The 15,512-nt window shown below is 65.0% G+C and carries 11 protein-coding genes; 4 read left to right on the top strand and 7 right to left on the bottom strand.

Annotation, left to right across the window (positions count from 1 at the left end; genetic code table 11):
* Nucleotides 1-87 precede the first annotated feature (87 nt).
* Nucleotides 88-954: a 4,5-DOPA-extradiol-dioxygenase gene (gene ygiD / locus AC1RRP_RS14405; RefSeq protein WP_493037428.1), complete on the bottom strand. Its 867-nt coding sequence runs from the start codon at nucleotides 952-954 to the stop codon at nucleotides 88-90.
* A gap of 191 nt (nucleotides 955-1,145) precedes the next feature.
* On the opposite strand from ygiD, the gene AC1RRP_RS14400 reads away from it, so the two are divergent.
* Complete coding sequence (locus AC1RRP_RS14400) at nucleotides 1,146-2,453, top strand: polyhydroxyalkanoate depolymerase (protein WP_493037308.1); 1,308 nt, start codon at nucleotides 1,146-1,148, stop codon at nucleotides 2,451-2,453.
* A gap of 30 nt (nucleotides 2,454-2,483) precedes the next feature.
* Nucleotides 2,484-3,143 carry an electron transport complex subunit RsxB gene (gene rsxB, locus AC1RRP_RS14395; protein ID WP_493037306.1) on the top strand — a complete coding sequence of 220 codons (660 nt, stop codon included), beginning with the start codon at nucleotides 2,484-2,486 and terminating at the stop codon, nucleotides 3,141-3,143.
* Between the two features lie 12 nt (nucleotides 3,144-3,155).
* Here the strand turns inward: rsxB and AC1RRP_RS14390 are convergent, their stop codons facing one another.
* The 6 genes from AC1RRP_RS14390 to scpA form a co-directional block, all read right to left on the bottom strand.
* Nucleotides 3,156-4,601, bottom strand: coding sequence for a methyl-accepting chemotaxis protein (locus AC1RRP_RS14390; RefSeq protein WP_493037304.1), 1,446 nt, complete (start codon nucleotides 4,599-4,601; stop codon nucleotides 3,156-3,158).
* 187 nt (nucleotides 4,602-4,788) lie between these two features.
* Nucleotides 4,789-5,253 (bottom strand): VOC family protein, encoded by a 465-nt coding sequence (locus AC1RRP_RS14385; RefSeq protein WP_493037302.1) that lies wholly within the window; start codon nucleotides 5,251-5,253, stop codon nucleotides 4,789-4,791.
* Complete coding sequence (locus AC1RRP_RS14380; protein ID WP_493037300.1) at nucleotides 5,253-7,301, bottom strand: acetyl-CoA carboxylase biotin carboxylase subunit; 2,049 nt, start codon at nucleotides 7,299-7,301, stop codon at nucleotides 5,253-5,255. Before AC1RRP_RS14380 ends, AC1RRP_RS14385 begins: the two co-directional genes overlap by 1 nt.
* A 20-nt stretch (nucleotides 7,302-7,321) precedes the next feature.
* Nucleotides 7,322-8,854 carry an acyl-CoA carboxylase subunit beta gene (locus tag AC1RRP_RS14375; protein WP_493037298.1) on the bottom strand — a complete coding sequence of 511 codons (1,533 nt, stop codon included), beginning with the start codon at nucleotides 8,852-8,854 and terminating at the stop codon, nucleotides 7,322-7,324.
* Nucleotides 8,855-8,876: 22 nt separating this feature from the next.
* On the bottom strand, nucleotides 8,877-9,902 hold the full coding sequence (gene meaB, locus AC1RRP_RS14370) for a methylmalonyl Co-A mutase-associated GTPase MeaB (RefSeq protein WP_493037426.1): 1,026 nt from the start codon (nucleotides 9,900-9,902) through the stop codon (nucleotides 8,877-8,879).
* A 74-nt stretch (nucleotides 9,903-9,976) separates the two neighbouring features.
* Nucleotides 9,977-12,133 (bottom strand): methylmalonyl-CoA mutase, encoded by a 2,157-nt coding sequence (gene scpA, locus AC1RRP_RS14365; protein WP_493037296.1) that lies wholly within the window; start codon nucleotides 12,131-12,133, stop codon nucleotides 9,977-9,979.
* Between the two features lie 102 nt (nucleotides 12,134-12,235).
* Here scpA and AC1RRP_RS14360 point away from each other — a divergent pair, with 102 nt between their 5' ends.
* Together AC1RRP_RS14360 and AC1RRP_RS14355 are read left to right on the top strand one after the other, a co-directional pair.
* Entirely contained in the window at nucleotides 12,236-12,871 is a 636-nt protein-coding gene (locus AC1RRP_RS14360; protein WP_493037294.1) for a GntR family transcriptional regulator, read from the top strand.
* 46 nt (nucleotides 12,872-12,917) lie between these two features.
* Nucleotides 12,918-15,509 (top strand): sensor domain-containing protein, encoded by a 2,592-nt coding sequence (locus AC1RRP_RS14355; RefSeq protein WP_493037292.1) that lies wholly within the window; start codon nucleotides 12,918-12,920, stop codon nucleotides 15,507-15,509.
* The last annotated feature ends 3 nt before the right edge of the window (nucleotides 15,510-15,512 follow it).

Below are 15,512 nucleotides of genomic sequence, written 5' to 3'. Positions count from 1 at the left end.
ATTTGCAACGCGGCCATGCGCGCGAAGGCGCGCTTTCATGTTTCGATACTTCTGAGGCGCAGTACTAGGGTTGCGCTGCGTGACCGGCTAGCCCCAGATGACCGAGCGCATGGAGATCGAGGCCCCCTGGAAACTGTCGTTGAAAAAGCGCATGGACTCGCCTGCGTCCGCAGCGCCCGCTGCGTACAGCAAGGGCAGGAAGTGCTCATGGGTGGGATGGGCCAGGCGGGCCAGCTCGCCCAGCTGCAGAGAATCCGGCAGTGCGTTCAGGCGCCCCCGGGCAATGTGCTCGCCCATGAGGCGGTCGAACTCCAGGGCCCAGTCATAGGCCTGGTCGCTGGATGCGCCCCGGCGCAGGGCACGCAGGTTGTGCACGATGTTGCCGCTGCCCACGATGAGCACGCCGCGCTCGCGCAAGCGGCGCAGCTGCTGGCCGAGTGCATAGTGTTCGGCTGGCGGGCGGCTGTAGTCCATGCTGAGCTGCAGGACCGGAATATCCGCCTGAGGAAACATGGGCTTGAGCACCAACCAGCTGCCGTGGTCGTAACCCCATTCCGCCTGGTCCGCGCCCAAGGGCTGCTGGCTGGCTGGCTGGCGCAGTTCGCCAGCCAGGGCCTGCGCCACCCGCGGCGCGCCTGGCGCCGGGTACTGCTGGTCGAAGAGCGCCTGCGGAAAGCCGCCGAAGTCGTGGATGGTGGGCGGCCTTTCCATGCCGGTGAGCCACCAGCCGCGCGTGAGCCAATGCGCCGAGATGCACAGGATGAGTTGCGGCCGGGGCCAACGGGCCTGCGCGCCGCTGCCGAATTCACGGCCCAGTGCCTCCCAGCGGGGCCGGAACTCATTGGGTTCGATCACGTTCAGCGGGCTGCCGTGTCCGATGAAAAGCACCGGCAAGCGCGGACTGGGCTGGAGTTGGGTGAGGCGGGTCGCCCCGGCAATGGCGGTCATGGGCATTCCGGTCAGAAGGCTGGCGCCAGGGCCCAGGGCCGTGGCAAGAAGGATGCGGCGCTGCATGGTCTGGGTCTGTTCACGCCAATTGTCGCCTTTGCGTCCCACTGGCCCGCTGATTAGGTGCAATTCCCCAGACCGCAACGCTCCACAACTGCTATATTGCACTGCAGCAATATGCTGAAAGCGAGTCCGCCATGCTGTACCAGCTCTACGAAACCCAGCGCTCCCTGATGGAGCCCTTTGCCGATCTGGCCGAGACCACGGCCAAGGCCTTCAACAACCCGCTGTCGCCGCTGGCCCACCTGCCGCATGCCCAGCGCATGGCAGCCGGCTACGCGCTGATGCACCGCCTGGGCAAGGACTATGAGAAGCCCGAATTCGGTATCCGCACGGTAGGGGTGGACGGCGTCAACGTGGCCATCCACGAGCGCGTGGAGCTGGACAAGCCCTTCTGCGAACTGCGCCGCTTCAAGCGTTTCACCGACGACCCGGCCACGCTGACCAAGCTCAAGAACCAGCCCGTGGTGCTGGTTGTGGCGCCGCTCTCGGGTCACTACGCCACGCTGCTGCGCGACACCGTGCGCACCATGCTCAAGGACCACAAGGTCTACATCACCGACTGGAAGAACGCGCGCATGGTGCCGCTGTCGCAGGGCGAATTCCACCTGGACGACTACGTCAACTACGTCCAGGAATTCATCCGTCACATCCAGCACGAATACGGCAACTGCCACGTGATGAGCGTGTGCCAGCCCACGGTGCCGGTGCTGGCCGCCGTCTCCCTGATGGCCAGTCGCGGCGAGACCACGCCGCTGACCATGACCATGATGGGCGGCCCGATCGACGCACGCAAATCACCCACGGCCGTGAACAACCTGGCCATGACCAAGAGCCACAGCTGGTTCGAGCACAACGTGATCTACCGCGTGCCCAGCAATTTCCCCGGCGCGGGCCGCCGCGTCTACCCCGGTTTCCTGCAGCACGCAGGTTTCGTGGCCATGAACCCGCAGCACCACGCCAAGAGCCACTACGACTACTTCGAACACCTGCTCAAGGGCGACGACACCAGCGCCGAAGCGCATCGCCAGTTCTATGACGAGTACAACGCCGTGCTGGACATGGACGCGCACTACTACCTGGAAACCATCAGGACCGTGTTCCAGGACTTCAGCCTGGTGCAGGGCACATGGGATGTGAAGGGCGTGGACGGCCAGATCGAGCGCGTGCAACCACAGGACATCAAGACCACCGCCCTGCTCTCCGTCGAGGGTGAGCTCGACGACATTTCGGGCTCGGGCCAGACCGAGGCCGTGCACGGCATCTGCAGCGGCGTTCCCAAGACCCGACAGCAGCATCTGGAAGCCAAGGGTGCCGGCCACTACGGCATCTTCTCGGGCCGACGCTGGCGCGACATCGTCTACCCGGCGGTCAAGGCCTTCATCCTGGAGCACAACACGCCGGCCAAGGCGGGCGGGAAGAAAAGCGCCAGGTCAGCGGCCTGATGCGCCCCCCAGGGGCCGGATAATCCGGGCATGCCCGCGACCGCTGCCCAGATCCTCGACGCCCTGCCCCAGACCCAGTGCACGCGCTGTGGTTATCCGGACTGCGCGGCCTATGCCCAGGCCATCGCGGCAGGAGACGCCGCCATCAACCAATGCCCGCCCGGCGGCGCCGAAGGCATCAGCCGCCTGGCGGCGCTGACCGGCCGGCCCGCACTGCCTCTGGACCCCGCGTTCGGCACCGAAGGCCCGCTCACCGTGGCGGTGATCGACGAGGACTGGTGCATAGGCTGCACGCTGTGCCTCGCCGTCTGCCCGACCGACGCCATCCTGGGCGGCAACAAGCGCATGCACACGGTGATCGAGCCGCACTGCACCGGTTGCGAACTCTGCATCCCGGTCTGCCCGGTGGACTGCATACGCATGGAAAGTGTCAGCGGCGAGCGCACCGGCTGGGCTGCCTGGACGGCGCAGCAGGCGGCCACGGCGCGCCAACGCTATGAATTTCATAGCGTTCGTCAGCAGCGCAGCCGACAGGAAAACGAACTGCGGCTGGAAGAAAAAGCGCGGATGAAGCTGGCCGATCTGCCCGCGCATACACAGCATACGGACCCCGCCGTGCTGGACCAGAAACGCGCAGTGATCGAGGCGGCCCTGGCACGTGCACGGGCACGGCGTGAAGGTGGAAACTGAGGCCTGCAGGCCTCAGGACGCGACCAGGTTCTTGTAGACGCCGGCGCCGACGTACAAATCGTCGACCTGCTGTACATAGGACATCTTGGTCTGCACCGCGCCGGTGGCCGGGTTGGTGATGTCGTACTCCACCCAGCCCGGCGCGTGTTCGGCCTGCGCCACGATGGCCTCGAGCAAACCCTGGCCGTCGATGCCCGGGATGTCCTGCACCCGCGTCCCGACCTTGGCCGGATTCCCGCCAAAGGCCACATAGGCACCGCTGCGGTCCAGCGCGAAGACATACATGTCGCGGTCGTAAAAGCCCTGCTGCGGATCGGTCAGACCCCGCACAAAACCCTCGCGTGTGGTCTGCCGGCGAAATGCGATGGCCCGCTGCACCAGCTCGAGCGCCTCGTCGGCCGTGCCTTGCTGCAGCCGGAACGCCGCCACGGCCTGAGCCAGCGTGGAGGCGCGTTGCTCCAGTTTCTCGGCCTGCTCGACGGCATGTTCCACCATCGCCGCATTGCGCTGCGTGATCTCATCGAGCTGGCGGATGGCAGCCGTGATCTCGTTGAGCGAGGTGCTCTGCTCGGCGCTGGACACCGAGATATGGGACATGCTCTCGGCCACGCCACGGATACCCGGAACGATTTCACCGATGCTGCTGCCCGCCGTGCGAATCTGCGCCACGCTCGCCGCCACCTGGCTGGAAGAAGCACCGATAAGCTGGCGGATCTCCTTGGCCGACTCGGCCGAACGTTGCGCCAGGGTCCGCACCTCGGCCGCCACCACGGCAAAACCACGTCCGGCCTCACCGGCCCGCGCGGCCTCGACCGCGGCATTGAGCGCCAGGATATTGGTCTGGAAAGCCAGGCTGTCGATCACGCCGATGATCTCGTTCATGCGCTGCGCGCTGCTCTGGATCGCTTCGACTGACTGCACGGCCTGCACCATGCCCTGGGCACCGCGGTCGGCCACGTCGCGTACCTGGGCCGCCTGGCTGTTGGCCTGCTGTGTGGTACGCGCATTGCCCTGCACGGTGGATGACAACTCCTGCACGCTGGCAGAGGTCTGCTCCAGATTGGCCGCCTGCTGCTCGGTGCGGTCCGACAGCTCGCGGTTGCCGGCGGCCAGGCTCTGCCCGGCGTGCGCCACCAGGGCCGAGTTGCTGCGGATGCTGGCCACCATGCCCGACAGGCTGGCCACCATGCGCTGCATCGCCTCGGCCATGGCGCCGAGTTCGTCGCGCCCGCGGATCAGCACCTTCTCGCGCAGATTGCCCTGGGCCGTCTGCTCCATGAAATGCATCACCCGGCGCAGGTCGGACATGAAGCTGAGATAGAAAGCCAGCATCAGGTAGACCAGGACCAGCAAGGCGCAGACACCCGTGACGATACCGACCCAATCCATCGCGACGTTGGCCAGCACCATGACCACGTTCAGCAGGACCAGCTTGCCGGCCAGGGACAGGCGGCGCATGAGCCATGCGCCGGGTCCAAAAAACTGTTTGATGATGCCCATGACGGATCCCGGTGACGTATGCCTCTTGAGCAAGGCGGGTCTGATCACAATTCAAGTTCGACAACATCGAACCGGAACTGAAGCGCCCGATACCCTGACAAGTATAGGAATGCGTCCTTCAGGAAACTTACCGGGTTTGTCCCTATCAAGTCAGGGCGTCCACCACCTCGGGGGGCGCCTGCACCAGCTCGATCAGCACGCCTTCACCGGCAATCGGGAACTCGTCGTTCGACTTGGGATGCAGGAAGCAGATGTCGTAGCCGGCCGCGCCTTTGCGGATACCGCCCGGCGCGAAACGTACGCCCTGGGCAGTGAGCCATTCCACGGCCTTGGGCAGATCGTCGATCCACAGGCCCACGTGGTTGAGCGGCGTGGTGTGCACCGCCGGCTTCTTCTCGGGGTCCAGCGGCTGCATCAGGTCGACCTCGACCTTGTAAGGCCCGGAGCCCATGGCACAGATGTCCTCGTCCACGTTCTCGCGTTCGCTCCTGAACGTGCCCGTGACCTGCAGGCCCAGCATGTCGACCCAGAGCGTTCGCAGCCGCGTCTTGTCGGGGCCGCCGATGGCGATCTGCTGGATGCCCAGCACCTTGAAAGGCCGCAGACCCATCACTGGAACTCCACGATGGGCTGATCCACCGTCAGGCTTTCGCCCTTGGAAGCCAGTACCTTGGCCACCACGCCATCGGCGGCGGCGAACAGGACGTTTTCCATCTTCATGGCCTCGATCACGGCCACGCGCTCGCCCGCCTGCACTTTCTGGCCGGGCTGCACGGCCACGTCGACCAGCAGACCCGGCATGGGCGAGAGCACGTAACGACTCATGTCCGGCGGCGCCTTGTGCGGCATGAGCTGGTGCAGTTCGGCCATGCGCGGCGAGATCACCAGCGCCTCGATCAGCGTCCCGTTGTGCTGCAGCTTCAAGGCCAGTGGGTTCCTGGCCGTGCCGCGCTCCACCTGCGTCGTGAAGGGTTTGCCATCCACCGTGCCGACGATGATGATGTCGTTCAGGCGCGAGGTGCTGCAGATTTCATAACTCCTGTCACCCACGCGCACGCGGGCCTTGCCGGTCTCACCCACGAATTCGTCCACATGCACCGGGGTATGCAAGTGCTGCCCCTCTGCGCCCAGCGTGATGACCACGTAGTCCTTGCCAGCATCGACCGAATACCCCGGCAACTGGCCGGAGATGGTGGTCGTACGCTCGCGCGATTTGCGGCGCACAAAAGCCGCCAGTGCCACCAGGAAGTTCGGATCGGCGTGCGGCACATTCGCGGACGAGAAACCCTTGCCGTAATGCTCGGCGATGAAGCCGGTGTTGAAGTCACCCGCCACAAACCTCGGGTGCGCCAGCAGCGCGGCCTGGAAAGGAATGTTGGAGCTGATGCCACGGATCACGAAGCCGTTGAGCGCCTCGCGCATCTTGGTTATCGCGTCCAGCCTGTCCTTGCCGTGCACGATGAGCTTGGCGATCATCGAGTCGTAGTACATCGGGATCTCGCCGCCGTCCTGCACGCCGGTGTCGACGCGCACGCCCTGCAGGTGCTTCGTGTCGGACTGCCACATGCTTTGTGTCGGCGGCGTGAAACGCACCAGGCGGCCGGTCGAGGGCAGGAAGTTGCGGAAGGGGTCTTCGGCGTTGATGCGGCATTCGATGGCCCAGCCGTTGCGCTTCACGTCGGCTTGCGCCAGCGGCAGCTTTTCCCCCGCGGCGACACGGATCATCAACTCCACCAGGTCCAGGCCGGTGATGCACTCGGTCACCGGGTGTTCCACCTGCAGCCGGGTGTTCATCTCCAGGAAATAGAAGCTCTGGTCCTTGCCAACGACAAACTCCACCGTGCCCGCGCTCTGGTACTTCACGGCCTTGGCCAGGGCCACGGCCTGCTCGCCCATGGCCTTGCGGGTCGCGTCGCTGATGAAGGGACTGGGCGCCTCCTCGATCACCTTCTGGTGACGGCGCTGGATCGAGCACTCGCGCTCGTTCAGGTAGATCACATGGCCGTGGCTGTCGCCCAGCACCTGGATCTCGATGTGGCGGGGCTCCTCGACGAACTTCTCGATGAAAACACGGTCATCGCCAAAGCTGTTGCGCGCCTCGTTGCGGCAGCTGGTGAAACCTTCCAGCGCCTCCTTGTCATTGAAGGCCACACGCAGGCCCTTGCCGCCGCCACCGGCCGAGGCCTTGATCATCACCGGATAGCCGATGCCCTTGGCGATCTCCACGGCACGTTCGGCCGATTCGATGGCTTCGTTCCAGCCCGGGATGCAGTTGACCTTGGCCTCGCCCGCCAGCTTCTTGGAGGCGATCTTGTCGCCCATGGCCGCAATGGAATAGTGCTTGGGGCCGATGAAGACCAGGCCCTCCTCCTCCACGCGTTTGGCGAAGTCCTCGTTCTCGGACAGGAAACCGTAGCCCGGGTGGATGGCCTGGGCGCCGGTCTGCTTGGCCGCGGCGATGATCTTGTCCGCCACCAGGTAGGAATCCCGGCTGGGCGCAGGGCCGAGCAGCACGGACTCGTCGGCCAGCAACACGTGGCGCGCGTCACGGTCGGCTTCGGAATACACCGCCACGGTGGCGATGCCCATCTTCTTCGCAGTCGCAATCACCCGGCAGGCGATCTCGCCACGATTTGCAATCAGGATTTTCTTGAACATGTTCTTATCTCCTCAGGCCATCACAGCGGAATGTTGCCGTGCTTGCGCCACGGGTTGTCCAGCTTCTTGTCTTTCAGCATGACCAGCGAACGGCAGATGCGCTTGCGGGTTTCGTGCGGCAGGATCACGTCGTCGATGTAACCGCGCGCGCCGGCCACGAAGGGGTTGGCGAAGCGGGCCTTGTACTCGGCTTCCTTGGCGGCCAGCTTGGCCGGATCACCCTTGTCCTCGCGGAAGATGATCTCCACCGCGCCCTTGGCGCCCATCACCGCGATCTCGGCATTGGGCCAGGCGAAGTTCACGTCGCCGCGCAGGTGCTTGGAGGCCATCACGTCGTAAGCGCCGCCATAGGCCTTGCGCGTGATCACGGTGATCTTGGGCACCGTGCACTCGGCATAGGCGTAGAGCAGCTTGGCGCCGTGCTTGATGATGCCGCCGTACTCCTGGGACGTGCCGGGCATGAAACCGGGCACGTCCACGAACGTGATGACCGGGATGCTGAAAGCGTCGCAGAAGCGCACAAAACGCGCCGCCTTGATGCTGCTCTTGATGTCCAGGCAACCGGCCAGCACCAGCGGCTGGTTGGCCACGATGCCCACGGTCTGGCCGTCCATGCGGGCAAAGCCGATCAGGATGTTCTTCGCGTACTCGGGCTGGATCTCGAAGAAGTCGCCATCGTCCACGGTCTTGACGATCAGCTCCTTCATGTCATAGGGCTTGTTGGGGTTGTCCGGCACCAGGGTGTCCAGGCTGCGCTCCATGCGATCGATCGGGTCACCGCTCTTGCGCACCGGGGCCTTCTCGCGGTTGTTCAGCGGCAGGTAGTTGTAGAGGCGACGCAGCATGAGCAACGCCTCCACGTCGTTCTCGAAGGCCAGGTCAGCCACACCGCTCTTGGTGGTGTGGGTCAGCGCGCCACCCAGTTCCTCGGCGGTCACCTCCTCATGCGTCACCGTCTTCACCACCTCGGGGCCGGTCACGAACATATAGGAGCTGTCTTTCACCATGAAGATGAAGTCCGTGATGGCCGGGCTGTAGACCGCGCCGCCGGCACTCGGCCCCATGATCATGCTGATCTGGGGGATCACGCCGGAGGCCAGCACATTGCGCTGGAACACCTCGGCATAACCACCCAGGGAGGCCACGCCTTCCTGGATGCGGGCGCCGCCCGAATCGTTCAGGCCGATCACCGGCGCGCCGGCCTTCATGGCCTGGTCCATGATTTTGCAGATCTTCTCGGCATGCGCTTCCGACAATGCACCGCCGAAGACCGTGAAGTCCTGGCTGTAGACGAAGACCAGGCGGCCGTTGATCATGCCGTAGCCCGTGACCACGCCGTCACCCGGGATCTTGTTCTCCTCCATGCCGAAGTCCACGCAGCGGTGTTCGACAAACATGTCCCACTCTTCGAAGGTGCCTTCGTCGAGCAGCACGTCCAGGCGCTCACGTGCCGTGAGCTTGCCCTTGGCATGCTGTGCCGCGATGCGCTTTTCACCCCCGCCCAGCCGGGCTGCGGCGCGTTTTTGCTCCAGTTGTTCCAGGATGTCGTGCATGGTTCGTCCTCTGTTGATTCGTTCAGGTTTTCTGTTCGTAGGCCTGCAGCAGCCGGCGTGCGGCGGTGGAGGCGGCCAGACGGCCGCTTTGGACTTCCGTGCTCAGCGGGGGCAGCAACTTGCGCACCTGCGGATGCGCGCGAAAGGCCAGTCGGAGACCGGCCTCGATGCGCTCCCACATCCAGGCCTGGGCCTGGCCCTCTCGCCGCGCCGTGAGTTTGCCGCTGGCGGCCTGCAGCGCACGGAACTGCGTGACGGCAGCCCAGAAGCTGTCCACGCCCTGGCCCAGCAAGGCACTGAGCTGGACCACCTTCGGGTGCCAGATCTTCTCGTCATGGTGCGCATGGTCATGGCCCCCAAGCTCACTGCGTTCGCTGCCCCCCGAGGAGGTGCTCGCGTTCTTGGGGCGGCCCGGCGAACGCTCGGGATTGCCATGCTGCGTCAGCAGACGCAAGGAAGAGGTGATCTGCGCCTGCGCACGAGTAGCGGCCGCGGCATCGATGTCGGCCTTGTTGATCACCACCAGATCGGCCAGTTCCATCACGCCCTTCTTGATGGCCTGCAGGTCGTCGCCTGCATTGGGCAGCTGCATCAGCACAAACATGTCCGTCATGCTGGCCACGGCGGTTTCGCTCTGGCCCACGCCCACGGTCTCGACGATCACGATGTCGTAACCCGCGGCCTCGCAGACCAGCATGGCCTCACGCGTCTTCTCGGCCACGCCGCCCAGCGTGCCGCTGCTCGGGCTGGGACGGATGTAGGCTTTTTCATGCACGGAAAGCTTTTCCATGCGGGTCTTGTCGCCCAGGATCGAGCCACCGGAGACGCTGGAAGACGGATCCACCGCCAGCACCGCCACGCGATGCCCGTGGCCGATGAGGTAAAGGCCCAGCGCCTCGATGAAGGTGGACTTGCCCACACCGGGCACGCCGCTGATGCCCAGCCGAAACGCACCGCCGGTGTGCGGCAACAGCGCCGTGAGCAGCTCGTCGCCCTGCGCCCGATGATCGGCCCGCGTCGATTCGAGCAGCGTGATGGCCTTGGCCATGGCACGGCGCTGCTGGGCGGGAGTGCCCTGCAGGATGCCGTCCAGTAGTGGAGGATGGCTCACCGCCGCCTCTTTCAAGCGTGGGCTTTCTTGATCTGCTCCAGCACATCCTTGGCGCTGGCCGGGATCGGGGTGCCGGGACCGTAGATGCCCTTGACGCCCGCTTCATAGAGAAAGTCGTAGTCCTGACGCGGAATGACACCGCCGACGAAGACGATGATGTCGTCCGCACCCTGCTTCCTGAGCTCGGCAATGATGGCCGGCACCAGGGTCTTGTGGCCTGCCGCCAGCGTGGAGACACCCACGGCATGCACATCGTTCTCGATGGCCTGGCGGGCGCATTCCTCGGGGGTCTGGAACAGCGGGCCCATGTCCACGTCGAAGCCCAGATCGGCAAAGGCCGTGGCCACCACCTTGGCGCCGCGGTCATGGCCGTCCTGGCCCAGCTTGGAGATCATCACGCGCGGACGGCGGCCCTGCGCCGTCGCGAAGTCGGCGATTTCCTGCTTGAGGGTTTCCCAGCCTTCGGCCGAGTCGTAGGCAGCAGCGTACACACCGGTCACCTTTTGTGTATCGGCGCGATGGCGCCCAAAGACCTTTTCCAGCGCATCACTCACCTCGCCCACCGTGGCGCGCAGGCGGATGGCCCGGATGCTCAGGTCGAGCAGGTTACCACTGCCTTGCTCGGCCGCCCGGGTCAGCGCGTCGAGTGCGGCCTGCACGGCCTGGCCGTCGCGTTGCGCGCGGATGGCCTGGAGGCGTGCAATCTGCCCGTCGCGCACCGCCACGTTGTCGATGTCGCGCGCCTCGATCGGGTCTTCCTTCTTGAGCTTGTATTTGTTGACGCCGACGATCACGTCCTTGCCGGAGTCGATGCGGGCCTGCTTTTCCGCTGCCGCAGCCTCGATCTTGAGCTTGGCCCAGCCGCTGTCCACGGCCTTGGTCATGCCGCCCATGGCGTCGACCTCCTCGATGAGGGTCCAGGCCGCATCGGCCATGTCCTGCGTCAGCTTCTCCATCATGTAGCTGCCGGCCCAGGGATCGATCACATGGGTGATGTGGGTCTCTTCCTGGATGATGAGCTGGGTGTTGCGCGCGATGCGCGAGCTGAACTCGGTCGGCAGGGCAATGGCTTCGTCGAAGCTGTTGGTGTGCAGGCTCTGCGTCCCACCGAAGACCGCGGCCATCGCCTCGATGGTGGTACGCACCACGTTGTTGTAGGGATCCTGCTCGGTCAGGCTCCAACCGCTGGTCTGGCTGTGCGTGCGCAGCATCAGGCTCTTCGGTGCCTTGGCGTTGAAGCCCTTCATGATGCGGCACCACAGCAGGCGCGCCGCGCGCATCTTGGCGATCTCCAGATAGAAGTTCATCCCGACCGCCCAGAAGAAGGACAGGCGACCCGCGAAGTCGTCCACGTCCATGCCCTTGGCGATGGCCGTCTTCACATACTCCTTGCCATCGGCCAGGGTGAAGGCCAGTTCCAGGGCCTGGTTGGCGCCGGCTTCCTGCATGTGGTAACCCGAAATCGAGATCGAGTTGAACTTGGGCATGTTCTTGCTCGTGTACTCGATGATGTCGCCGATGATGCGCATGCTCGGCTCGGGCGGGTAGATATAGGTGTTGCGGACCATGAACTCCTTGAGGATGTCGTTCTGGATGGTCCCGCTCAATTGGTCCTGGCTGACGCCCTGCTCTTCGGCCGCCACCACATAACCCGCCAGCACGGGCAGCACGGCGCCGTTCATGGTCATGGACACCGAAACCTTGTCCAGCGGGATCTCGCTGAACAGGATCTTCATGTCCTCCACCGAGTCGATGGCCACGCCGGCCTTGCCCACGTCGCCCGTCACGCGCGGGTGGTCGCTGTCGTAGCCGCGGTGGGTGGCCAGGTCGAAGGCCACGCTCACGCCCTGCCCGCCGGCCGCCAGGGCCTTGCGATAAAAGGCGTTGGATTCCTCGGCCGTGGAAAAGCCGGCGTACTGGCGGATGGTCCAGGGCCGCACGGCGTACATGGTGGCCTGCGGTCCGCGCAGATACGGCTCGAAGCCGGGCAGCGTGTCGGCGTGCGGCAGGCCCTGCAGGTCGGCCGCCGTGTACAGCGGCTTGACTGAAATGCCATCGGGCGTGAGCCAGTTCAAGGCGTTCACGTCGCCGCCCGGCGCAGACTTGGCGGCGGCCTTGTGCCAGGCCTCGAGGCTGGCTTGTTGGAACTCGGTCTTTTTCTGGTTCATGGCAAAGCGGCGGCCCCGGGGAGGCTCTGTAAATTGTTGCGCGGAGTTTACATCATTCATAATTATTGATGCAAAATATTCTTTAAGCTTACAATCCCAGCCATGTCCGCCGTCTCCCTCTCTCCCCGTGCCCTGTATGAAGAAGTGGCCGAACTGCTGCGCCAGCGCATCTTCAACCGCGAACTGGAGCCCGGCAGCTGGATCGACGAGCTCAAGATCGCCGAGGACTACGGCATCAGCCGCACTCCCCTGCGCGAGGCCCTCAAGGTCCTGGCCGCCGAGGGCCTGGTGACCATGAAGGTGCGCCGTGGCGCCTACGTCACCGAGGTCAATGAAAAGGACCTGGTGGACATCTACCACCTGCTGGGTCTGCTGGAATCCGACGCGACCGGCATGGTGGCCCGGCACGCCACGGACGAGCAGCTGCGCGAACTGCAAAGCCTGCACGAGGCACTGGAAGCCAGCGCCCAGAACCGGGATCGTTTCTTCGAACTCAACGAACGCTTCCACATGCGCCTGCTGGAGATCGCCGACAACCGCTGGCGCGACCAGATGGTGGCCGACCTGCGCAAGGTCATGAAGCTCAACCGGCACCACTCGCTGCTCAAGTCCGGTCGCATCGAGGAGTCACTGGCCGAACACCGCGCTGTCATGACCGCGCTGCAGGCACGCGATGCGGCGGCAGCCACACAAAGAATGCTGGAACACTTCCGCAACGGACTCGAAGCCGCAACCTGAGACTTTTGCACTGGCCGCCCAGCCTGAATTGCCCTATCCTGAGCGCATGGCCCTACCGCCCGGCGACAGCTTGAAACCCGGCATCCAGCAAACCTTGCTGGAATATCAGGCCATTCTGGAAAACGCCTCGGTCGGGATCGTGTTCACGCGCGACCGCAAGGTCCTGCACTGCAACCCACGTTCCTCCGAAATCTACGGCTGGCCACACGGGGAGCTGGTCGGCCAGCCGGGCTCCGTCTTTTATCCCAGCCAGGAAGCCTACGAGGCCATGGGCCGCCAGGCCGGCCCGCTGCTGGCGCGTGGCGAACTGCTGGACGTGGAGCAGCCCATGCGCCGCAAGGACGGCAGTGAAGTCCACTGCCATCTGCGGGCCAAGGCCATCAACCCCGCCAACACGGCCGAGGGCACGATCTGGATCATCGAGGACATCAGCGACCGTGTGCGTGAGCGGGCCAGCCTCGACGAACTGCTGCAGCGCCAGCAGGCCATCCTGGAAAACGCCTCGGTGGGCATCCTCTTCACGCGCAACGGCCAGATCGTGCATTGCAACCCACGCATGGAGGCCATCTACGGCTGGGCCCCGGGCACCCTCGTCGGCGAGTACGCAAGGGCCTTCTTTGCCGACGACGACGACTACCGGGCCTTTGGCGCCGCCGTCGGCCCCATGCTCGCGCGCGGCGAACTGGTCGACATCGCCTGGCGCCACGCGCGCCGCAACGATGGTGTCATGATCTGGAGCCGCCATCTGGCCAAGGCCCTGCCCAACCAGGACGGCAGCCAGGGCGCGATCTGGATCAGCGAGGACATCAGCTCGCAGAAAGCGGCACAGGGCGCCCTGGCCGAGGCACGCCATGAACTCGAACGCCGGGTCGAGGCACGCACCCAGGAACTGGCGGCGATCAACGAGCGACTGCAGCATGAGATCGCCGAACGCATCGCCGCCGAGCAGCACCTGCGAAACGAGGAAGCACGCTTCCGCGATCTTTCGGAGATGTCCTCCGACTGGTTCTGGGAAATGGACGCAGACCTGCGCTTCACGGAGATCTCCGGCGGTCACCTCGCCGCCCCGCCCACCAGGGAGGACAGCGGCCTGGGCAAGCAGCGCTGGGAGTTGCCCATCGAGGGGCTGACACCGGAACAGTGGACCGAGCACCGCCGCGCGCTCGACGCACGCCTGCCCTTCAAGGATTTTGTCTACCAGCTGAGGAACCGTGACGGCGAGCTGCGCTGGTGCGTGATCAACGGCAAGCCGGTGTTCGAGAGCGGTGCTTTCAAGGGTTACCGAGGCACCGGTTCCGACATCACCGCGCGCAAGCTGGCTGAACAGAAGGTCGAGTTCCTGGCCTATCACGATCCGCTGACCGGCCTGCCCAATCGACTGCTGCTCGAAGACCGCCTGCAGCAGGCCATCACCCAGGCCGAGCGCAGCCGCAGCGGCCTGGCCCTGGTCTTCCTGGACCTCGACAACTTCAAGAAGATCAACGACTCGCTGGGCCACGCCACGGGCGACGCCCTGCTCAAGGAAGTCGCGACACGGCTCAAGCATTGCGTGCGCGACAGCGACACCATCAGCCGCCAGGGGGGCGACGAGTTCGTGCTCATCCTGCGCGAGCAACACGGCACCGAGAGCTGCCTGCCGGTGCTGACCAAGATCATGGAGCTGCTGCAGGAGCCCTTCCTTCACGACGGCAACGAGCTCTCCACCTCGGCCTCGATCGGCGTGGCGCTCTACCCGCAGGACGGCAGCGATTTCGACATCCTGCGCAAGAAGGCCGACATGGCCATGTACCGTGCCAAGGAGGCGGGCCGCAACACCTATCGCTTCTTCGACGAAGCCATGGACGAGGAGGCGGTGGAACACCTGCTGATGCGCAGCGGCCTGCGCCGTGCCCTGGAGCGCGGCGAGTTCGTGCTGCACTACCAGCCGCAGATCGAGCTGGGCAGCGGCCGCGTCATCGGCGTCGAAGCCCTGCTGCGCTGGCAGCACCCGGAATTCGGCCTCGTCCATCCCGCCCGTTTCGTGCCCGTGGCCGAGGACAGCGGCCTGATCGTGCCCATCGGCGACTGGGTGATCCAGGAGGCCTGCCGCCAGGCCCAGGCCTGGCAGAGCGCCGGCTTGCCCGCCATGATGATGGCGGTCAACCTCTCGGCCGTGCAGTTCCAGCGTGGCAGCATCGAAGACACCGTGGTGCAGGCGCTGGCCGGCACGGGCCTGGACCCTTCACGGCTGGAGCTGGAACTGACCGAATCCATCCTGATCCAGGACGTCGATCAGGTCATGGCCACGGTCCGTCGCCTCAAGCAGCTGGGCGTGAGGCTGGCCATCGACGACTTCGGCACGGGCTACTCCAGCCTGTCCTATCTGAAGCGCTTCGACATCGACAAGCTCAAGATCGACCAGAGTTTCATCCGCGATCTTGCCAGCGACCCCGACGACGCGGCCATCGTGCGCGCCATCATCCAGATGGCGCACAGCCTGGGCCTGCTCACCATCGCCGAGGGCGTGGAAACACCGGACCTGCAGCAGCAGTTGCAGAGCTTCGGCTGCGACGAAGCCCAGGGTTACCACTTCGCCCGTCCCATGCCGGCGGCGGAATTTGAAGGTTATATGGGCAGCCGCAGGAACGGCCTGCACTGAGCC

Source organism: Hylemonella sp. GW821-FHT12C09 (assembly GCF_058807395.1).
This window is presented reverse-complemented; position numbering and strand designations above follow the sequence as displayed.

Excerpts from the sequence above, each read along its gene's own strand:
- AC1RRP_RS14375 (WP_493037298.1), bottom strand. The coding sequence starts at position 8,854 with ATGCACGACATCCTGGAACAACTGGAGCAAAAACGCGCCGCAGCCCGG.
- AC1RRP_RS14400 (WP_493037308.1), top strand. The coding sequence starts at position 1,146 with ATGCTGTACCAGCTCTACGAAACCCAGCGCTCCCTGATGGAGCCCTTT.
- ygiD (WP_493037428.1), bottom strand. The coding sequence starts at position 954 with ATGCCCATGACCGCCATTGCCGGGGCGACCCGCCTCACCCAACTCCAG.
- rsxB (WP_493037306.1), top strand. The coding sequence starts at position 2,484 with ATGCCCGCGACCGCTGCCCAGATCCTCGACGCCCTGCCCCAGACCCAG.
- AC1RRP_RS14390 (WP_493037304.1), bottom strand. The coding sequence starts at position 4,601 with ATGCGCCGCCTGTCCCTGGCCGGCAAGCTGGTCCTGCTGAACGTGGTC.
- scpA (WP_493037296.1), bottom strand. The coding sequence starts at position 12,133 with ATGAACCAGAAAAAGACCGAGTTCCAACAAGCCAGCCTCGAGGCCTGG.
- AC1RRP_RS14360 (WP_493037294.1), top strand. The coding sequence starts at position 12,236 with ATGTCCGCCGTCTCCCTCTCTCCCCGTGCCCTGTATGAAGAAGTGGCC.
- meaB (WP_493037426.1), bottom strand. The coding sequence starts at position 9,902 with ATGGCCAAGGCCATCACGCTGCTCGAATCGACGCGGGCCGATCATCGG.
- AC1RRP_RS14355 (WP_493037292.1), top strand. The coding sequence starts at position 12,918 with ATGGCCCTACCGCCCGGCGACAGCTTGAAACCCGGCATCCAGCAAACC.
- AC1RRP_RS14385 (WP_493037302.1), bottom strand. The coding sequence starts at position 5,253 with ATGGGTCTGCGGCCTTTCAAGGTGCTGGGCATCCAGCAGATCGCCATC.
- AC1RRP_RS14380 (WP_493037300.1), bottom strand. The coding sequence starts at position 7,301 with ATGTTCAAGAAAATCCTGATTGCAAATCGTGGCGAGATCGCCTGCCGG.